The following is a 19,901-nucleotide window of genomic DNA, read 5'->3' on the forward strand; positions in this document are numbered from 1 at the left end:
CTGCCGCCCGGATCGTTCCGGCCGCTGCTACTCTGCGGCGGCGTCGATCACCACGACCGTGATGTTGTCCCGGCCGCCGGACCGCAGCGCCGCCTGGATCAGCGAATCCACCGCATCCTGGGGATGCGCCAGCGCGGCGAGGATGGTGTGCAGGTGGTCATCGCTGACCTCGCTGGTCAACCCATCGGAACAGATCAGCATCCTGTCCCCGGTTTCCACGGGCAGGAGCCAGAAGTCAGGCTCGGCATCCTCGCCGGTGCCCAGGGCCCGGGTGACCACGTTGCGCCTGGGATGCACCAGCGCCTGCTGCTCACTGATCCGCCCGAGGTCCAGCAGCTCCTGGACCTCGGAATGGTCCTTGGTGATCTGCTGGAGCCGGCCGCCGCTGAGCCGGTAGGTCCGCGAGTCCCCGACATTGAACACCAGCCAGTGCGGCCCGCCGTCGGCCGGCACGAGCGCCACGCCGCTGACGGTCGTGCCGGCCCGGGCGTCCGCCGCGGCCCGGATCCGCTGGTCCGCCAGCGCGATCAGCCGCCGCAACTGCTCGACGCCGAGGGCATCGGCCGCGCGGACGCCGTTCGCCGTGCGGCCGGCAACCTCCGCCTGCAGCGTCTCGACGCAGATCCGGCTGGCCACCTCCCCGGCCTCGTGGCCGCCCATGCCGTCCGCGACGGCGAACAGCGGCGGGGCCACGAGGAGCGAATCTTCGTTCAGCTGCCTGCGCAGCCCGCGGTCGGTACCCTGCCCGACCGTCAACTTGATGGCCACCATGCGCCTAGTCCACCACCAGACCGGTACCGCGGCCATGGGCCAGCGTCACTGGGTGGATCTCGCCGAAGCCGCGCACGGTGCGCACTTTCTGGGGAATGAGCACGAAACGCTCGTCCCCGGCCAGGGTGGCGGCGGTGCTCGAATCGAGCAGTACCGTTCCGGGCTCGGACAGGGCGGTCAGCCGGGAAGCCAGGTTCACGGTAGGGCCGAAGATATCCCCCAGCCGGGAGAGGATGCCGCCCCAGACCATCGCCACCCGGGCCGAAGGCAGCAGGTCGTCGTCGCCGATGGCCTTGGCCAGGGCGAGCGATATCTCGGCGCCGGCCTGCGGTGTCGACGCGATGAACAGCACTTCGTCGCCGATGGTCTTCACCAGCCGGCCGCCGCCCACGGAGATGATCTCCGCGCAGCGGTGCTCGAAGCGCTGGACCAGCTGCGCCAGGGTCTTCTCGTTCATCTGCCGGGACAGGCTGGTGTAGGAGACCAGGTCCGCGAAGCCGACGGCGCGCAGCAGCGGCAGCGAGCCGTCGTCTTCCTCCTCGGCCCGGGCGCCCAGCCCGGCCTCGGCCCGGACCGTCAGCCGGGATACCGCCGCATTCAGCTGGCGGCGGTAGGAGTACAGCAGCACCTGTTCGAGCGGTTCGATCAGGTTCGGCAGCTCGGTGACCAGCCGCTTGCGCGCCTGGGGATCGGTGATGCCCAGGCGGTGCACCATTTCCTCCACCACCGCTTCGACCTGCCACACCACCATGCGGTCGGTCATCTGGCCGATGGACCGGGTGATGGAAATGGCCGCTTCCTCGGTCAGCCGCTCCTCGCGCACCAGGTCAATGATGGTGGTCAGGGCCTCGATGTCCGCCGGGGTGAACGCCATGTCGTCGTCGCCGAGGTTGGCAAAGCCCAGGGCACGCCAGAGCTTGCGCGCCGAGAGCAGCGAGACACCGGCCGCCGCGGCCACCTCGCGGCGCTTGAGCGTCCGTTCCCCGCCCAGCAGCCGCAGTTCCAGATCCCGCACCGCCTGCCGGTCCACCTTCTCCGGGTAGGGGTCCTCGCGCAGGTCTTCGCGCACGGCCGCCAGCTCTTCGCGCGGAATGATCCGGGGCATGGACAGGGTCATCGGCTCAGGTTCATCCATGTCTTGGCGCCCCTCGTCCTGTCCGCTGCTCAACACCTGCCACCCCTTCTGCCGTCGTCATCCGGCTGCTACTAATCTACCGGCCAATCCGCCGGGTTCTACCCACCGTAGAAGCCGGCGTCGTCGCCAGGGTCCCCGGCCCCCGCCCCCAGGCCGGTGTCGGAGCCGTCCGCCAGGGCGGGACCTTGCGGCAGCGGGCCGGTACCGGCAGCGGCGGCCGGCTGCGGCAGGTCCTCGATCGCCCGGGCCACCAGGGTGCGGAACCGGTAGACTTCCGGCACGTCGACCAGCTTGGTCGAACGGCCCGGGCCCGCCTCGGCCCGCAACGTTCCGCTGCGCAGCATCCGCTGCAGCAGCGACTGTTCGGCATGGACCTCGCAGATGCCCGACAGCCGGGTCTCCTGTTCGCTGCGCCGGCCCCAGCCGCGCCGGACCAGCAGCCGCCGGTTGGTCAGCACGTACCGGGTGGACGACCAGCGCAGCAGCGGCACCACAAACAGCCGCAGAGCAAGCACGGCGGCGGCCACCAGCACCGCAGCCTGCAGGAACGGCTGCCACTGGGCCACCCAGGCGACGCCCAGCTCGCGGGTAATCCGGCCGGAGCCGAAACCGCCGGCCAGCAGCACCAGCAGCAGTGCCAGGAACGGCCAGAACAGGGTACGGGCCTGAGGAAGCGTGGCCACAATGACCTGCTCCCCCGGCTCAAGCCTCAGCTGCACGGCTGCTCCCGGACACCACAGCACACCGGTCCCGGGCTGGTGTCAACCACGGGCAAATCAGGACCCTTCATCGGGACGCAGATGCACCACGTCGCCGGCGGCGACCACATGCTCGGTTCCGTCCGCCGACCGCACCCGCAGCGCGCCGTAGCTGTCCAGTCCCACGGCCTCGCCGACAATCTCGGCGCCGCCGGGCAGCTCGGCGCGCACCTGCTGCCCGAGGGTGGACATCGCGGCGCTCAGCCGCGACAGCAGGCTGGTGCCGTCGGGCCATTCGGCGTCGGCCTTGCCGTTGACGTCGCAGAACTGACGGTAGCGCTGCGCGAAAATCCGCAGGTAGGACATCAGCAGCACGGTCCGGTCCGTCGTCGCACCCTTTTCCAGAGCCACCGAGGTGGCCGTGGGCACCGGCAGCTCCTCGGCGGCGAGGGTGACATTGAGTCCGGTTCCGACCACGACGGCCGGCGGCGTACCGTCCGGATAGGTGACCATCTGCGCCAGGATGCCGGAAATCTTCTTGCCGTTGACCAGCACGTCATTGGGCCATTTCACGGTGGCTTCCAGCTTCGCGTGGTCGCCGAGCGCCTCGGCCAGGGCGAGCGCCGCCACCAGCGAGCACCAGCCGTAGCTCTGCGTCGGCAGCGGCATGCCGGCCCGGTTGTGCGGGCGCAGCAGGATGCTGACAATCACCGAGGAACGGGCCGGAGCCGTCCATTCGCGGTCCAGCCGGCCCCTGCCGGCCGTCTGCTCCTCCGCCGTGAGCACGCTCAGGTCGGACCAGCCGACCTTGTCGGCAGCCGCCTTGGCAGCCAGATCAGCGTTGGTGGATCCTGTGGACTCGACCAGTTCCAGCCGCCGGTACGGTCCCAGCGGCGCGCAGACGGCGTCGCTCAGCCCGTCCAGATCAAGGGCGGGACGGTCGACGTCGGGAAAACTCTGGCTCATGGCACCATCCTACTGAGCACTGCCGCAGGGGACACCCCCGGCGCGCGGCCAGACCCGGTTGGCAAAAGCTCCGGCGGGGAAATTGTAGGATTGCTACAGCAGATGTCCTGCCCGCACTCACTAGACTGGGAGCGACGGTGCCCGGACGGCCGCGGCTTTTGTACGAAACCTACTTAAATCCGGCACCTGCACCCGTAGGCAGTTTTATGTTCTTTATTTCTCGCATGCAGAATCCGGAGTATCCATGAGCCTCGATCAAGAACTTGATCTTCAGACCACTGCCGGCAAGATCGCGGATTTCCGCCGCCGCCAGGCGCTGTCCCTGGAGCCCTCAGGTCCCGAGGCCATCGAGAAGCAGCATGCCCGCGGCAAGCACACTGCCCGCGAACGGATCGAAATGCTGGTGGACGAAGGATCCTTCGTGGAATTCGACGCCTTCGCCACGCACCGCTCGACCGCCTTCGGCATGGAGCGGAAAAAGCCGCTCGGCGACGGCGTCGTCTCCGGCTACGGGACGGTGGACGGCCGGCTGGTGGCCGTGTACAGCCAGGATTTTTCCGTCTACGGCGGATCGCTCAGCCAGGTCAACGGCGAAAAGATCGTCAAGGTCCAGGAATTCGCCCTCCGCAACGGCTGCCCGGTCGTCGGCATCAATGACGGCGGCGGCGCGCGCATCCAGGAAGGCGTGGCGTCGCTGGCCATGTTTGCCGACATCTTCCGCAACAACGTGGCTGCCTCGGGCGTGGTCCCGCAGATTTCGCTGATCATGGGCCCGTGCGCCGGCGGCGCCGCCTACTCCCCCGCCCTGACCGACTACGTGGTGATGGTGGACAAGACCTCTCATATGTTCATCACCGGACCGGACGTGATCAAGACCGTCACGGGCGAGGAGGTGGACATGGAGACGCTCGGCGGGGCGCGCCAGCACAATGCCAACACCGGCACCGCCACCTACCTCGCCACCGATGAGGCAGACGCCGTCGAGTTCGTCCGCGAACTGCTGGAGTTCCTGCCCTCGAACAACCTGTCCGAGGCACCTCGGGCCGGCTTCGGCGAGAATCTGGAGGTCAGTGCCGAGGACCTGCTGCTGGACGGGCTGATTCCCGATGCGGCCAACCAGCCCTACGACATGCGCACCGTCATCGAGCAGGTCCTCGATGACGGCAACTTCCTGGAGATGCAGGCCCTCTACGCTCCGAATGTCATCATCGGCTACGGCCGGGTCGAAGGGGCCACGGTGGGCGTGGTGGCAAACCAACCGATGCAGTTCGCCGGCACCCTGGACATCAATGCCTCGGAAAAGGCGGCGCGCTTCGTGCGCCACTGCGACGCCTTCAACATCCCGATCCTGACCCTGGTGGATGTGCCCGGCTTCCTGCCCGGCAAGGACCAGGAATTCAACGGAATTATCCGCCGCGGTGCCAAGCTGCTCTATGCCTATGCCGAGGCCACCGTGCCGAAGCTGACGGTGATCACGCGCAAAGCGTACGGCGGGGCGTACATCGTGATGGGCTCGAAGAAGCTGGGCGCGGACCTGAACCTGGCCTGGCCGACCGCGCAGATCGGCGTGATGGGCGCCCAGGGGGCGGTCAACATCCTGTACCGCCGCGAGCTGGCAGAGGTGGGCGCCGACGGCGGGGATGTGGAGGCACGCCGCCAGGAGATTATCGCCCGGTACGAAGAGGAGCTGCTCAACCCCTACCAGGCGGCCGAACTGGGCTACGTGGACGCGGTGATCGCGCCGTCGGAGACCAGGCTGCAGATTGTCCGCGGCCTGCGGGCGCTGCGCGACAAGCGCGCCACCATGCCGCACAAGAAGCACGGCAACATCCCGCTGTAGCCGGAGCGCCCGGGCCGCCGGCGGCTTCAGGGGCAACGAGGAAAGTAACGAGGAACGAGTGTATTCAGATCCAGAGACCGCACAGGCGCCGCTGCTGACGGTGGCCAGGGGCAATCCGACGCCGGAAGAACTGGCCGCGCTCACCGCCGTTGTCCTCGCCCTGCAGCCGGCCGACGACGGTCAGGAGCCCGCCACCGGCCGGCCGCGGCGCCGCAGCCCGCGCCGCCGGGAGCTGTTGCGTCCGGTGATACCGTTCGGCCCGGGAGCCTGGCGGCACACCTTCCGTTAGCCGGCCTGTTATCCGGTGGCCCGCGCTCAGCCGCGCGGGTCCATTACCGTACCCAGGAACAGCGGCATGCCGGTGCCTTCGTGGATGATCTGGTACAGGAACGGCCGGTCGAAGACCAGTTCGACCTCCGGTCCCGGCGGCGAACCGCAGATCATGGCGAACTGAGTCACCGCCGCGGCTACCGTGCCTTCCTCGGCCACCGTGATGTTCACGGCTTGGGCGGCGGAGGCGATCTCGGCATCCTCGTGGATGGCTTCGAAGTCCGGGCGCGGCCCGAAGGTTTCGGCCAGGCCGAGACCGGCCAGCACCGGCATCAGGTCCAGCGAACACTGGTGCTCCCACTTGGGCAGCCCCAGCGCCACCAGGACGGCCGGAGCGGCTGCCAGGCGGTCTTCGATCTCCGCCAGCTGCGCGGCGTCGAAGACCGGGCGGCCCCGGGCCGGCAGGACCAGCCGCATCAGGAAGCCCTCGGTGTAGGGCAGCTCCACGGCCCGCCAGCCCGGACCGGCCGCATAGCTGAGAGTCCGCAGCCCGAACATCATGGGGACGGAGGCCTTCGTGCCGTCGGCCAGGGTGAACGGATCGGCGTCCTCGGCCGGCTCAAAGGGCTCCGCCCAAGCCGCGGCGAAGGTGAGCACGTTCAGCAGGCTCAAGGAGGTGCCGGCGTCCAGCTCCAACGGTGCCTGTCCGATCCGGCCGCCGCTATGCTCCCGTACCCAGCCATCCAGAGCCGCCCGGGCGGCGGGGGTGCCGAATTCGACCTGCCGGACCTGGCAGCCAAAGTGGGCGGCCAGGGTTTCGAGGAATCCTGTGCCGACGGGCAGGCCGCGGGCGGCGAAGATCGCGTTAGCCAGATGCAGCACCGGCCGCTGCGGCGGCTGGTCCGCACCGGCACAGGCCGGGTCCCCGTCGTACTCCGCCCACTGGGCCAGCAGGGCGCCCATGGCCTCGTCCCGGTGCTCCAGCGGGAAACCGAGTACGGCATCCAGCTCGGCCGCGGTCCCGGACCCCGCGCCGGCCCGCAGCATCGCCAGCCCCGCCAGCAGTCCGGCGGGGCTGGCCACCTGGTTGCCGTCCGGGGCACTGCCCAGCAGCGCCGCCCCCAACCGCCAGGCCGTTCGCCGCAGCCGTTCGACCGGCGCTGCCGTCCTGCTCCCGCTCGCCATCTGTCCCGCCATGCGTCCCCCTTAGGCCCCCGGGTCCCGCCTGCCGGGACACGGGACCCAAGCTACCGGCCGCTGCGGACAGTTACTGCCGCAGCGGAATCCCGGTAGGCTCGTCGCGTGAGCAACCAGCCAACTCAGACCACGCCCGGCACAGCTGCCACGGACCGGCTGCCCTCGGCCATCGACGACGCCGCCAACGACTACGCGCAGCGGCTGCTGGAGCTCAGCCCCACGCTCGCCACCAGTTTGGGTGTTCCGGGCCACGAAACGGAGTACGACGACTACTCCCCTGCCGGCGCCGAGGCCCTGGCCGCGGCCGCCCGGCGGACCTTGGAGCGGCTGGACGGGCTGGAACCGGCCGACGCCGTGGACCGGGTCACCGTGGACGCCATGCGTGAGCGGCTGGACCTTGAGCTCCAGATCCACGGCACCGGCTGGGACCTGGCCGAGCTGAACAACATTGCCTCGCCGGCCCAGGGTATCCGCGCGGTCTTCGACCTGATGCCTACCGACACCGTCGAAAACTGGGAGCACATCGCCGGCCGGATGACCAACCTCCCCGCCGCCATCGACGGCTACATCGCGTCCCTGCGCGAAGGCCGGAACCGCGGCCTGGTAGCCGCGGCCCGCCAGGCCCGGGCCGTCATCGAGCAGACCACCGCCTATGCGGCCGACGACGGCTACTTCCATGCCTTCGCCGCCGGCGCCCGCGCGGCGGACGGCGAACTGCCCCGCCAGCTGCGCGGGACGCTCGCCGCCGCGGCCCGGACCGCGGCGGAAGGCTACCAGGCGCTGGCAGCCTTCCTGCGCGACGAATTGCTGCCGGCCGCGCCGGACAAGGACGCGGTGGGACGCGAACGCTATGCCCTGATGTCCCGGCAGTTCCTCGGCGCCGCCGTCGACCTTGAGGAAACCTACCGGTGGGGCGTCGAGGAACTGGACCGGATCATCGCCGAGCAGGAGTCCGTGGCGCAGCAGATCCGCCCGGGCGCCGGCGTCGAGGCGGCGATGGCGCTGCTGGACGCAGACGAGTCCCGCAGGCTGCACGGCACCGAGGCGCTCAGGGCCTGGATGCAGGAGCTCTCCGATGCCGCCGTCGAGGCCTTGGGCGGCACGCACTTCGAGATCCACGAACCCATGCGCCGGCTCGAATGCCGGATCGCCCCGACGCACGAGGGCGGCATCTACTACACCGGCCCGTCCGAAGACTTCTCCCGGCCCGGCCGCATGTGGTGGTCGGTGCCCGAGGGCGAGGACTCCTTTTCGACCTGGAAGGAAACCACCACCGTCTATCACGAGGGCGTGCCGGGGCACCACCTGCAGGTTGCGACGGCCATCTACCGCCGCGGCCTGCTGAACGACTGGCGCCGCAATATCTGCTGGGTGTCCGGCCACGGCGAAGGCTGGGCGCTCTATGCCGAGCGGCTGATGGACGAACTGGGCTTCCTCGCCGATCCCGGGGACCGGATGGGCATGCTGGACGCGCAGCGGATGCGCGCCGCCCGCGTGGTGTTCGACATCGGGGTGCATCTGGAACTCGAGGTACCCGCCCGCTGGGGTACGGGCGCCTGGACGCCGGACAAGGGTTACGAGTTCCTGCGCCGGAACATCGCCATCAGCGAAGGCCAGCTCAACTTCGAGTTCACCCGCTACCTTGGCTGGCCGGGCCAGGCACCTTCCTACAAGCTGGGCCAGCGCCTCTGGGAACAGATCCGGGACGAACTGCGCCGCCGCGAGGGCGATGCGTTCGACATCAAGGCTTTCCATACCACCGCGCTGAACCTCGGCTCGGTCGGACTGGACACGCTGCGGCGCGCACTGCTCGGAGCGTAGGACGCTCCCCCGAGACATCCGCCCATCAATGGGCAGTTCGTCACACTCCGGCCGGGAATAATTCCCGGGACCCTCGGATTGGCGCCGGTTTTCAGCCGCCGCACCCCGGCGTCCGGCCATCACCAGGACCTCGCGGGTGAAACATTTCTCAATACTGGCTTGGATCTGTTACAAGCCAAACCTACGGTCTTTCAGTGACTACAGCCAACACCGCACCCCGCGCCGGCAGGAAGCTGCCCGGCTGGGCCCGCTCCTTCGGCGCCCAGATCATCGCCGCGCTCGTCGCCGGCCTCATCCTCGGCCTCTGGGCCAAATCCCTCGGCGAACCCGCCGAGGGACAGGCCAACTGGCTGACCCAGACCCTGACCACCATTGGCGCCAGCTATGTCTCGCTGCTCAAAGCCGCCGTCGCTCCGCTGATCTTCACCGCCGTCGTCAGCTCCGTCGCGAACCTGCGTGCGGTGTCGAACGCCGCCCGGCTGGCCTGGCAGACCCTGCTCTGGTTTGCCATCACCGCCTTCATCAGCGTGCTGATCGGCATCGGCCTCGGCGTCGCGCTGCAGCCGGGCGCCACGGACACCCCCACCGAGCCGGCCGGGTTCAGCGGCAAGACCGGCGATTGGTGGGCCTTCCTGACCGGCCTCATCCCGTCCAATTTCCTCGGCCTCGAGGCCGCCACCAAGACGGCGGACACCGGTGCGCTGACCACCACCGTGGGCTTCAACGTGCTGCAGATCCTGGTCATAGCCATCGCCGTCGGCATCGCCGCATTGAAGCTGGGCAAGCCGGCCGAGCCCTTCCTGGCCCTGAACGCCTCCGCGCTGGCCGTCATCCAGAAGGTGCTGTGGTGGATCATCCGCATTGCCCCGATCGGTACCATCGGCCTGATCGGCAAGGCGGTGGCCACCTACGGCTGGAACACCATCGGGTCCCTGGGTATGTTCACCGTCTCCATCTACGCCGGCCTCGCCCTGGTGCTGTTCGTGGTCTACCCGGTGCTGGCCAAGTCCCACGGCCTGTCCGTCCGGCAGTGGTTCTCGGGGGCCTGGCCGGCGATCCAGCTGGCTTTCGTCTCCCGGTCCTCGATGGGCACCCTGCCGCTGACCCAGCGCGTGACCGAACGCAATCTCGGCGTCCCCCGGGCCTACGCCTCGTTCGCCGTGCCGCTGGGCTCGACCACCAAGATGGACGGCTGCGCTTCCATCTACCCGGCCGTGGCCGCGATCTTCGTGGCGCAGTTCTTCGGCATCCAGTTGGACTTTGTGGACTACCTGCTGATCGTCATCGTTTCGGTGCTGGGCTCGGCGGCCACCGCCGGCACCACCGGTGCCACCGTCATGCTGACCCTGACGCTGTCCACCTTGGGCCTGCCGCTGGAGGGTGTGGGACTGCTGCTGGCCATCGACCCGATCCTGGACATGGGCCGCACCGCGGTTAATGTGGCCGGGCAGACGCTGATCCCCACCATTGTGGCCAAACGGCAGGGCATCCTGGATACCTCGCTCTACAATGCGCACCGGACCAGCGACCCCTTCGCGGATGACGCCGTGGCCGACGCAGCGGCCGCCGACGACGCGGAGCTGGCTGGCGCGCGCGCCTGAGGCCCCTTCCCCACCGTGGCCCCGGCGTTGCCGCCGGGGCCACCGCCTTTAAGGCAGGGTACGTATTTCCGAGGCAAGGCAGGTCCGGGGCTTAAAGGGACAAGGCCGATGCATCCCCCAACGGTGCACCGACCTTGCGTCCTGCCGGGTGCGTGGACTTGGCTGGGACCACCAATCCAGCAGGACATTCCCCGGATAATAGTACGGCGCGCCGGCAACCTTGTTGACAAATCATCTTTTCATTACCGGCAGGTCACAACTCGGCCACGGCGAAGCCTCCGGACCCCACGGCGCGCCCCGGCCGGCCCCGCCGCTGCGGACGTGTGCCGTCGTGTCCGGCCTTGGCCCGGCTGCCGCCCCGCAGCGGTACCGACACGCCGCCGCACCGCCCGAATCCCGAAGACGATCGGACACCGGAGACCCGTGCCGCCGGCCCGCCGGTTTCGGCACCCGACCGCTACGCTTGTGTTCCGTGACTGAACTGCGCCTGATCCTTGCCTCCGCCTCCCCCGCCCGCACCAAGCTCCTGACGGACGCACGCATCGCCCACACGGTGCTGGTCTCGGACGTGGACGAGGACGCCGTCACCGCCCGGTACGGCCTGACCGACCCGCATGACACCGCCCTGCTGCTGGCCCGGGCCAAGGCCGAGGCGGTGGCCGCCCTGCCGGAGGCCGACGGCGCCTTGGTGCTCGGTTGCGATTCGGTCTTCGAACTCGACGGCGAACCGCACGGCAAGCCGTATGAAGCGGAAGTAGCCCGGGAGCGCATCCGGCGGATGAGCGGACGGCACGGCGTGCTGCATACCGGCCACTGGCTGGTGGACTGCCGCGACACCGATCCCGAGGACGGGGCGGGCTCGGGGGCCACCATCGGCGCCGTGGCCTCGGCCGGGGTGTTCTTCGCCCAGCTGACCGACGCGGAAATCGACGCCTACATCGCCACCGGCGAGCCGCTGCAGGTGGCCGGGTCCTTCACCATCGATGCCCGGGGCGGAGCCTTCATCGAGCGCGTCGACGGCGATCCGCACGCCGTGATCGGACTCTCCGTCTCCACCCTGCGCAAGCTGCTGGCCAGTGCCCACGTGCAGATCACCGACCTCTGGGAGCGGTAGGATGCCCGCGACCAGGAAACCGGCCGCAGGCAGCTGGCCCCGGCGCGCCGCCGCCGCGGCCGCCGTCGTCGCCGCCCTACTGGCCCTGGTGCTGCTGGCCAAGTGGCTCCGGACGCTGCCCGGCGTCCAGGAATTCGTGCTCCAGTATCCCGGCTATGCCCCGCTGCCGGCCCAGGCACCGCAAGGACTGCCGGCCTGGTTGGGCTGGCAGCACTTCCTGAACGCCTTCTTCCTCGTGCTGATTGTCCGCTCCGGCTGGCAGGTGCGGACCACCACCCGGCCGCAGGGGTACTGGACGCGGAACAACCAGGGCCTGCTGCGGACCAGGAACCCGCCGCAGAAAATCAGTTTGGACCTGTGGTTCCACCTGTGCCTGGACGCGCTCTGGGTACTCAACGGGGCCATCTTCATTGTCCTGCTGCTGGCCACCGGGCAGTGGATGCGGATTGTGCCGACCAGCTGGGACGTTGTCCCGAACGCGCTCTCCACCGCCCTGCAGTACGCCTCGCTGGACTGGCCGGTGGAGAACGGCTGGGTGAACTACAACGCCCTGCAGCTGCTGGCCTACTTCGCCACGGTGTTCATTGCGGCACCGCTGGCCATCCTCTCCGGCCTGCGGATGTCCGCGGCCTGGCCCAAGGACGCAGCAGGGCTCAACCGCGCCTTCCCGATGGAGGCCGCCCGGGCGGTCCACCTCCCGGTGATGCTCTACTTCGTGGCCTTCACCGCCGTGCACGTCTTCCTGGTCTTTGCCACCGGGGCGCTGCGGAACCTGAACCACATGTATGCGGCCCGCGACGACGGCGGCTGGCTCGGCTTCTGGCTCTTCGCCGCCTCCGTGGCCGTCATGGCCGCGGCCTGGGTGCTGGCCCGGCCGCTCTTCCTGCGGCCCGTCGCCAGCCTGATGGGCAAGGTCTCACGGTAGTCACCGGCGTCCGCGTTGTAGGACACCTACAAAAATCCGGCACCGTGGGCCCGGCAACCGTGCCGTTAATAGGCGAAAACCACAAATCCACGCTACGCTCCCTTGGGATAGAAGGAGCCAAAGAATGACCAAGCGCATCACCAAGGTACTGATTGCCAACCGAGGTGAAATTGCGGTCCGCGTAATCCGCGCCGCCCGCGATGAAGGTATCGCCTCAGTAGCCGTCTACGCCGAACCGGACCGGGATGCGCTGCATGTGCGCCTGGCCGACGAGGCATTCGCCCTCGGCGGCAGCACCGCCGCCGAATCCTACCTGGTGATGGACAAGCTGCTGCAGGTGGCCGAGGCCGCCGGCGCCGACGCGGTCCATCCGGGCTACGGCTTCCTGTCCGAGAACGCCGAGTTCGCGGCCAAGGTCATCGAGGCCGGGCTGGTCTGGATCGGCCCGCCGCCGGAAGCCATCGCCCAACTCGGCGACAAGGTCCAGGCCCGGCACATCGCGGAGAAGGTCGGAGCCCCGCTGGTCCCGGGTACCGCCGATCCGGTCCGGGACGTGCAGGAAGTGCTGGACTTCGCGGACGCCCACGGCCTGCCACTGGCCATCAAGGCCGCCTACGGCGGCGGCGGACGCGGCATCAAGGTGGTCCGCGGCCGGGAGGAGATCCCCGAGGCGTACGAGTCCGCCGTCCGCGAGGCGACCGCGGCATTCGGCCGGGGCGAGTGCTTCGTCGAGCGTTTCCTGGACGCCCCGCGGCACGTGGAAACACAGTGCCTGGCCGACGCCCACGGCAATGTAGTGGTCGTCTCGACCCGCGACTGCTCGCTGCAGCGGCGGAACCAGAAGCTGGTCGAGGAGGCCCCTGCCCCGTTCCTGAGCGAGGAGCAGAACCACCGGCTGTACGCCGCTTCAAAGGCCATCCTGCGGGAGGCCGGCTACGAGGGTGCGGGCACCTGCGAATTCCTGGTCGGCCAGGACGGCACCATCTCCTTCCTGGAGGTCAACACGCGGCTGCAGGTCGAGCACCCCGTCTCCGAGGAAGTCTCCGGACTGGACCTGGTCCGCGAGCAGTTCCGCCTGGCCCGGGGCGAGGAGCTTGGCTACCCGGACCCGGAACTGCGCGGACACTCCATCGAGTTCCGGATCAACGGCGAGGACCCCGGCCGCAACTTCATGCCCGCCCCGGGCACCGTCCAGACGCTCAGGCTGCCGGCGGGCCCCGGCGTCCGGGTGGACTCGGGCATCGAGGCCGGCGAGGCAGTGGGCGGCAACTTCGACTCGATGCTGGCCAAACTCATCGTGACCGGCAGCAGCCGCAAGCAGGCCCTGGAACGGGCCCGGCGCGCCCTGGACGAGATGGAGATCGGCGGCATGCCCACCGTGCTCCCGTTCCACCGGGCCGTGGTCACCGATCCGGACTTCGCCCCCGCGGAAGGTCCGTTCAAGGTGCACACACGCTGGATCGAAACCGGGTTCGTCAACGACATCCCGGCCTTCGACACCGCGGACCTGAGCGCACCCGCCGACGACGCCGATCGCCAGCGGGTGACCGTGGAGGTCGGCGGCAAGCGCCTGGAGGTGGTGCTGCCCGCCGGGCTCGGTGCCGCCGTAACGGCACGGCCCAACGGCAAGCCCAAGCGCCAGCGCGGCCGCGGCCCGCAGGCCGGCACGGCAGCCGGCGGCGACGACCTGACCTCGCCGATGCAGGGCACGATCGTGAAGGTCGCCGTCAGCGACGGCGACACGGTCGCCGAAGGTGATCTCGTCGTCGTGCTCGAAGCGATGAAGATGGAACAGCCGCTGACGGCCCACAAGGCTGGAACCGTGTCGGGGCTGAGCGCCAAACCCGGCGACACCGTCACTGCCGGCACCGTGCTGGCAGTGATTGCCGACTGATTTTCCGCTTCCCAAAATGGCCGGAAAGGCCCCGCAGCACTGGCCGCGGGGCCTTTCCGTTACCTAGTATTAACAGAGTCGTGGCTAGCCATCGGAGCGTTACTAAGTATGCTTTGTTACAACCGGTTGGTCCGTTAGCCATCACTCGAGGAGGAATCCACAGGAACCGGCCGGCAGAAGCAACGCCATTGAAAAGGAGCTGTGCATCATGGGTTTCATTGCATTTCTTATTCTCGGACTCATCGCAGGCGCCATCGCGAAGCTGATCCTTCCCGGCGACCAGGCCGGCGGCTGGATCGCCACCATGGTCCTCGGCGTCATCGGCGCCCTGCTGGGCGGCTGGGTCGGCAGCGCTGTCTTCGGCGTCGGCCTGGAGAATTTCTGGAGCTTCCAGACCTGGATCGTGGCCATCATCGGCTCAATTGTCGTCCTGCTGATCTGGGGCTTCTTCACCCGCAGCCGGCACGCACACTAACTCCGGCCTGGCTTCCGTTGCCCTGCGGCGTCCGGAACAAGCTCAGCAAAAAGGGCGGCACCCGAAACGGGTGCCGCCCTTCTGCTGCCGCGGGGCCGGAGCCTCAGGCTACGTTGTTCTCGTAGTCCTTGTCGCGCGTCTCGGCGGTCATGAACAGCGCCACCAGGGTCAGCACGGCGGCCAGGGCCAGGTACACGCCGACCCAGACGGTGTTGCCGCCGCCGGCCTGCCACAAGGCGATGGCCACGAAGGAGGCCGGAGCCGCACCCAGCACCGAGGAGAGGTTGTAGGCCACGGCGGAGCCGGTGTAGCGCACGTTCGCCGGGAACAGTTCCGGCAGGATGGAGGCCATCGGACCGAAGGTCAGGCCCATCAGCGCAAAGCCGACAATCAGGCCGACCATGGCCGCGCCCTTGCCCGGACCGAACATCAGCGTCCAGGCGGCGCCGAAGACCAGGATCCCCAGCGTCACCCAGATCAGGAACTTGCGCCGGCCGAACTTCTCGGCCAGCGGGCCGGACAGCACGGTGAAGATGCCGAAGAAGATCACGCCGATGATCAGCATGGTGAGGAACTCGGGCCGCTCGATGCCCAGGCCGGGCACGAAGGTCGCCGGATCAAAGGCCTTGCCCTTGGCTTCGGCCGCTGCCGCGGCCTGCTCCACCGTGGCCGGGGCGGTGCCGTAGGTCAGGGTGAACGAGGTGGTCAGGTAGAAGAGCACATAGGTGGCCAGCATGATGAAGGTGCCGGCCACGACGGGGCGCCAGTGCTTCTTCATAGTCGCCTTGAACGGGGACTTCTCGACCTTGTGCTGTTCGACGACCTTCTGGAAGGACATGGACTCGACCAGCTTCAGGCGCACCCACAGGCCCACCGCGACCATGATGGCCGAGAGGACGAACGGCACCCGCCAGCCCCAGGCCATGAACTGCTCGGGGGTCAGGCCCAGCTGCAGCCCGACGAAGATCAGGTTGGCGATGATGAATCCGATCGGCGCACCCAGCTGCGGGAAGGTGCCGTAGATGGCCCGCTTGTTGGCGGGGGCATTCTCGGTGGCCAGCAGCGCCGCCCCGGACCATTCACCGCCGAGGGCCAGGCCCTGGGCAAAACGCAGCAGCACCAGCATCAGCGGGGCCAGCACCACGAAGGACCCGGTGGCCGGCGGCAGGAAGCCGATGAGGAAGGTGGCGATACCCATGGTCAGCAGCGAGGCAACCAGCGTGCCCTTGCGGCCGAGCTTGTCACCGTAGTGGCCAAAGATCACCGAACCGACCGGACGCGCAACGAAGGCGACGCCGAAAATCGCGAAGGCGCTCAGGATCGCGTTGATGTTGGTCGCGTTCGGGAAGAACAGCGCGGGGAAAACCAGCACCGACGCTGTTGCGTACGCGTAGAAGTCGTAGAACTCGATCGTGGTGCCGATGAGGCTGGCGAAGATGACGCGGCCGCGGGTGTTCACCGGTGCCGTTGGACTCTTGGCAAGCGGTGTGGATTTAGACATGGAATTCGGCTTTCGACGTGCCGGAGGCAGGCTCGCGCCCGGTCCGGCGAATGGAAGATTCGGTCAATTGTAGTGCTTACTTACCAACATCCGGACATCGGTTCCACTATCTGGACATTCCTGCTATAAGCAGCGCAACCCGTCAGCGGGAGGTGGGACGATGGCTGCCATGAATGGTGGTCCAGCGCGCGTCACGCGGGAACCCTACGGGCGCGAGCCCTATGTCAGGGCCCGGATCGGCCGGGACACCGTGGACGGCAAGGCCATCGCCTGGACGCGCACCGAGGTGCAGGTCAAGTGGGTGGACCGGGACGGCGCCATGCGTACCGACTGGGTGCCGGCGCAGGCGGTGCGGCGAATCAGCCGGGACGAGTCCGCCTGGCGGGACCCCTACGATGACTACGGCTTCTACTATCCCGCGGACGGCACGGACGGCGGACCGGGCAATGGTCCCCCCGCGGCACGTCACGATGCGGCAAAATAGATCGGGTGACTGACGCTACCGCCGCTTCCACCGCAATCAATGCCCGCATCTACGCGCAGCTGGCCGCCGAGCTCGGCGTCGCCGCCTGGCAGGTCAAGGCGGCAGTGGAACTGCTCGACGGCGGGGCCACGGTACCGTTCGTCGCCCGGTACCGCAAGGAAGCCACCGGCACGCTGGACGATGCCCAGCTGCGCGAGCTGGAGGAACGCCTGCGCTACCTGCGCGAACTCGAAGACCGCCGCCGCGCCGTGCTGGACAGCGTCGCCGAGCAGGGAAAACTGACCGCCGAGCTCGAAGCCAGCATCAACGCCGCGGAGACCAAGGCGCGCCTGGAAGACATCTACCTGCCGTTCAAGTCCAAGCGCCGCACCAAGGCCCAGGCCGCCCGGGAGGCAGGCCTGGAGCCGCTGGCCGAATCGTTGCTGGCCAATCCGTCGCTGGACCCGGAAACCGAGGCCGCCAGGTACTTGGATCCGGCCCGCGAGGTCCCCGATGCCGCGGCCGCCCTCGCCGGCGCCCGCGCCATCCTGGTCGAAGGCCTCAGCCAGGACGCGGACCTGGTCAGCGACCTGCGCGAGCGGCTCTGGGGCAGGGGCCTGGTCAAGGCCCGCGTGCACGAAGGCAAGGAGGCCGAGGGCCAGAAGTTCGCCGACTACTTCGACTTCGGCCAGGTCCCGGACGGACTGCCCTCCCACCGGGTGCTCGCCCTGCTGCGCGGCGAGAAGGAAGGCGTGCTGGACCTGGCCATCGCCGAGGCCGACCCTGCCGACACCGACGAGTTCAAGGCCGCCCGCACCGGCTACGAGAACGCCGTCGCCGCCCGCCTGGGCGTGGCCAACCAGGGCCGGCCGGCGGACGCCTGGCTGTACCAGACCGCCCAGCTGGGCTGGCGCCGGATCCTGGTCAAGCTCGCCATCGACCTGCGCGTGCGTATGTTCGCCGACGCCGAGGATGAGGCGGTGCGGATCTTCGCCGCCAACCTGCGCGATGTGCTGCTGGCGGCCCCGGCCGGCAACCGGGCCACGCTGGGGCTCGATCCCGGGCTGCGCACCGGGGTGAAGGTCGCCGTCGTGGACGGCACCGGCAAGGTGGTGGCCACGGACACGGTCTACCCGCATGCCCCGGCCCGCCGCTGGGACGAGTCCCTGGCCACGCTGGCGCGCCTGGTCGAGCGGCACGGCGTCGAACTGATCGCGATCGGCAACGGCACCGCGTCGCGGGAAACGGACAAACTGGCCACCGAACTGATCCGGCTGCTCGGCGGCCAGCGGAAAGTACAGAAGCTGGTGGTCTCCGAGGCGGGCGCTTCGGTCTACTCCGCCTCGGCGCTGGCCTCGGCCGAACTGCCCGAACTGGACGTCTCGCTGCGCGGTGCGGTGTCGATCGCCCGCCGGCTGCAGGACCCGCTGGCCGAACTGGTCAAGATCGACCCGAAATCCATCGGTGTGGGCCAGTACCAGCACGATGTCACCGCAGCCAAGCTGGAGCGGTCGCTGGATGCGGTGGTCGAGGACTGCGTCAACGCCGTGGGCGTGGATGTGAACACCGCGTCCCCGTCCCTGCTGGCGCGCGTGGCCGGCGTCGGTCCGCTGCTGAGCGAGAACATTGTCGCCTACCGCAACGAGCACGGCCCGTTTGCCAAACGTGCCGATCTGAAGAAGGTGCCCCGGCTGGGCGCCAAGGCCTTTGAACAGTGCGCCGGCTTCCTGCGCATCACCGGCGGTGCCGAACCGCTGGACGCCTCCAGCGTCCACCCGGAAGCCTACGGCGTGGCCCGCCGGATCCTGGCCGCGGCCGGTCCCGCGGATGTACGGCAAGGGCTGGGTGCGGCGGGCTCACTGTCCGCCCTGGACCCGCAGGCCTTCGTCGACGAGACCTTCGGGGTGCCGACGGTGCGTGACATCATGGCCGAATTGGAAAAACCCGGGCGGGATCCGCGCCCCAGCTTCACCACGGCGTCGTTCTCCGAGGGCGTGGAGAAGATCTCCGACCTGGTCCCGGGGATGGTGCTCGAGGGCACCGTCACCAACGTGGCTGCCTTCGGCGCCTTCGTGGACGTCGGCGTCCATCAGGACGGGCTGGTGCATATTTCGGCCATGTCCAACAAGTTCGTCTCGGACCCGCGCGAGGTGGTGAAGTCCGGCCAGGTGGTCAAGGTCAAGGTCCTCGAGGCGGATCCCGAACGCCAACGCATCTCGCTGACCCTGCGGCTGGACGACGACGCCGCGCCGGCCGGCGGGGCCGCCGGCCGGGAGCGCGGGGTGTCCCGGCCCCGCGCCGAGGCGCCGGCCCGGCAGCCAAAGCCGTCCCGGGACCGCGGGCGGGACGGCAGGCCCGCCCCGGCTCCGGCCAACACCGCCATGGCCGAGGCCCTGCGCCGGGCCGGCCTGGGCAAGTAGCCGGCCCGCCGGCCGCAGCAGCCATGCTCCCCTTCGAAACCGAGGATGAGTTCCTGACCGTCAGCTACATCGCCAGCGACATTGCCGACGACGGCGGCGAACCCGACGTGGGCCTGGTGCAGGGGTGGTGGTCGCGGCTGTCGCGCTCGGACCTGACCGCACCGGCCGAGGGGCTGGCGAGCACCGAATTCTGTGTCATCCACCCCACGGACCCGCAGGCGGTGCTGGAGGCCATGTCGGAAGACTATGCGATCGCCATGATTGCGGCCATCGAAGCGATCGGCGAGAACGGTGCGCTGCGGGACGAGGAGGTCGGGCGGCTGATCGCCTTCGCCGACATCAAGGTGGCCCCGATCGCCGAGGGCACCGGGCTGGAGCTGGTCCTGATCGAGAAGATCCTGGCCCGGTTCTCCGCCGGAATCGATACCTGGGCGGTGATCTTCAACATGGACCCGGCGCTGCTGGCGGAGTCGGAGGACGATCAGTGGCCGGAAACCCAGCAGCTCACCGCACCGTTCCCGCCCTCCTTCACCGAGGTGTCCACTGGCTCGCGCGGGCAAACCCTGGTGTGGAACAGCCGGGGCCGGCACCGGCCCCCGGCGTGAGCAGCACCACGGCTGCGCTTCCGGGGTGCGGCGCAATCCGGCTGTAGGCTGGACGGGTGGTCAAGGTCATCGGAAAAATCGCCCCGCTGGAAGTCAAGGAACTCGAAGCGGAAGGCGAAACCTACGCCGATGCCAAAGCCGCCCTCGAAGGCCAGGTTCCCGAGGGCTGGCGGCTGATCCAGACCCTGACCATCGCCTGACGTCC

The 19,901-nt window shown here is 69.0% G+C and carries 17 protein-coding genes and 1 pseudogene; 12 read left to right on the forward strand and 6 right to left on the reverse strand.

All coding sequences use genetic code 11. The features are described from left to right. Nucleotides 1-39: 39 nt before the first annotated feature. The 4 genes and pseudogenes from LVY72_RS00925 to LVY72_RS00940 all read right to left on the reverse strand — a co-directional run. A pseudogene (locus tag LVY72_RS00925) lies at nucleotides 40-807 on the reverse strand (PP2C family protein-serine/threonine phosphatase); the annotation flags it as partial. Further along, nucleotides 776-1,906, reverse strand: coding sequence for an adenylate/guanylate cyclase domain-containing protein (locus tag LVY72_RS00930; protein ID WP_237817572.1), 1,131 nt, complete (start codon nucleotides 1,904-1,906; stop codon nucleotides 776-778). The gene LVY72_RS00930 and the pseudogene LVY72_RS00925, both read right to left, overlap by 32 nt. A gap of 98 nt (nucleotides 1,907-2,004) precedes the next feature. Beyond that, the gene (locus LVY72_RS00935) at nucleotides 2,005-2,625 is read right to left on the reverse strand and encodes a PH domain-containing protein (RefSeq protein ID WP_237817573.1); all 621 of its coding nucleotides are present in this window, start codon (nucleotides 2,623-2,625) and stop codon (nucleotides 2,005-2,007) included. A gap of 57 nt (nucleotides 2,626-2,682) precedes the next feature. Next, complete coding sequence (locus tag LVY72_RS00940; protein WP_237817574.1) at nucleotides 2,683-3,570, reverse strand: biotin--[acetyl-CoA-carboxylase] ligase; 888 nt, start codon at nucleotides 3,568-3,570, stop codon at nucleotides 2,683-2,685. 244 nt (nucleotides 3,571-3,814) lie between these two features. On the opposite strand from LVY72_RS00940, the gene LVY72_RS00945 reads away from it, so the two are divergent. Both LVY72_RS00945 and LVY72_RS00950 read left to right on the forward strand, forming a co-directional pair. After that, nucleotides 3,815-5,410 (forward strand): acyl-CoA carboxylase subunit beta, encoded by a 1,596-nt coding sequence (locus LVY72_RS00945; protein WP_237817575.1) that lies wholly within the window; start codon nucleotides 3,815-3,817, stop codon nucleotides 5,408-5,410. Nucleotides 5,411-5,468: 58 nt separating this feature from the next. Next, nucleotides 5,469-5,699: an acyl-CoA carboxylase subunit epsilon gene (locus LVY72_RS00950; protein WP_237817576.1), complete on the forward strand. Its 231-nt coding sequence runs from the start codon at nucleotides 5,469-5,471 to the stop codon at nucleotides 5,697-5,699. Between the two features lie 26 nt (nucleotides 5,700-5,725). Here the strand turns inward: LVY72_RS00950 and LVY72_RS00955 are convergent, their stop codons facing one another. Next, entirely contained in the window at nucleotides 5,726-6,877 is a 1,152-nt protein-coding gene (locus LVY72_RS00955) for a serpin family protein (RefSeq protein ID WP_237817577.1), read from the reverse strand. Between the two features lie 105 nt (nucleotides 6,878-6,982). On the opposite strand from LVY72_RS00955, the gene LVY72_RS00960 reads away from it, so the two are divergent. The 6 genes from LVY72_RS00960 (at nucleotide 6,983) to LVY72_RS00985 (ending at nucleotide 14,707) form a co-directional block, all read left to right on the forward strand. Beyond that, on the forward strand, nucleotides 6,983-8,698 hold the full coding sequence (locus LVY72_RS00960; protein WP_237817578.1) for a DUF885 domain-containing protein: 1,716 nt from the start codon (nucleotides 6,983-6,985) through the stop codon (nucleotides 8,696-8,698). A gap of 194 nt (nucleotides 8,699-8,892) precedes the next feature. Continuing rightward, nucleotides 8,893-10,299 (forward strand): dicarboxylate/amino acid:cation symporter, encoded by a 1,407-nt coding sequence (locus LVY72_RS00965; RefSeq protein ID WP_237817579.1) that lies wholly within the window; start codon nucleotides 8,893-8,895, stop codon nucleotides 10,297-10,299. Between the two features lie 472 nt (nucleotides 10,300-10,771). After that, nucleotides 10,772-11,413 carry a Maf family protein gene (locus LVY72_RS00970; protein ID WP_237817580.1) on the forward strand — a complete coding sequence of 214 codons (642 nt, stop codon included), beginning with the start codon at nucleotides 10,772-10,774 and terminating at the stop codon, nucleotides 11,411-11,413. Between the two features lies 1 nt (nucleotide 11,414). Further along, nucleotides 11,415-12,338 carry a cytochrome b/b6 domain-containing protein gene (locus LVY72_RS00975; protein WP_237817581.1) on the forward strand — a complete coding sequence of 308 codons (924 nt, stop codon included), beginning with the start codon at nucleotides 11,415-11,417 and terminating at the stop codon, nucleotides 12,336-12,338. A gap of 124 nt (nucleotides 12,339-12,462) precedes the next feature. Further along, nucleotides 12,463-14,232, forward strand: coding sequence for an acetyl/propionyl/methylcrotonyl-CoA carboxylase subunit alpha (locus LVY72_RS00980; RefSeq protein WP_237817582.1), 1,770 nt, complete (start codon nucleotides 12,463-12,465; stop codon nucleotides 14,230-14,232). 208 nt (nucleotides 14,233-14,440) lie between these two features. After that, on the forward strand, nucleotides 14,441-14,707 hold the full coding sequence (locus LVY72_RS00985) for a GlsB/YeaQ/YmgE family stress response membrane protein (RefSeq protein WP_237817583.1): 267 nt from the start codon (nucleotides 14,441-14,443) through the stop codon (nucleotides 14,705-14,707). Nucleotides 14,708-14,810: 103 nt separating this feature from the next. On the opposite strand, the gene LVY72_RS00990 is transcribed toward LVY72_RS00985, so the two are convergent. Beyond that, nucleotides 14,811-16,208, reverse strand: coding sequence for an MFS transporter (locus tag LVY72_RS00990; protein WP_237817584.1), 1,398 nt, complete (start codon nucleotides 16,206-16,208; stop codon nucleotides 14,811-14,813). 160 nt (nucleotides 16,209-16,368) lie between these two features. Here LVY72_RS00990 and LVY72_RS00995 point away from each other — a divergent pair, with 160 nt between their 5' ends. From LVY72_RS00995 to LVY72_RS01010, 4 genes are read left to right on the forward strand one after another with little or no spacing between them, the layout of a single operon-like run. Beyond that, complete coding sequence (locus LVY72_RS00995) at nucleotides 16,369-16,692, forward strand: hypothetical protein (RefSeq protein ID WP_237817585.1); 324 nt, start codon at nucleotides 16,369-16,371, stop codon at nucleotides 16,690-16,692. A gap of 5 nt (nucleotides 16,693-16,697) precedes the next feature. Continuing rightward, on the forward strand, nucleotides 16,698-19,091 hold the full coding sequence (locus LVY72_RS01000; protein ID WP_237817586.1) for a Tex family protein: 2,394 nt from the start codon (nucleotides 16,698-16,700) through the stop codon (nucleotides 19,089-19,091). A gap of 23 nt (nucleotides 19,092-19,114) precedes the next feature. Then, entirely contained in the window at nucleotides 19,115-19,696 is a 582-nt protein-coding gene (locus LVY72_RS01005; protein ID WP_237817587.1) for a hypothetical protein, read from the forward strand. Between the two features lie 56 nt (nucleotides 19,697-19,752). After that, on the forward strand, nucleotides 19,753-19,896 hold the full coding sequence (locus tag LVY72_RS01010; protein ID WP_237817588.1) for a hypothetical protein: 144 nt from the start codon (nucleotides 19,753-19,755) through the stop codon (nucleotides 19,894-19,896). Nucleotides 19,897-19,901 lie beyond the last annotated feature (5 nt).

Origin of the sequence: Arthrobacter hankyongi, from assembly GCF_022012395.1 — a bacterium.
GTDB lineage: Bacteria > Actinomycetota > Actinomycetes > Actinomycetales > Micrococcaceae > Crystallibacter > Crystallibacter hankyongi.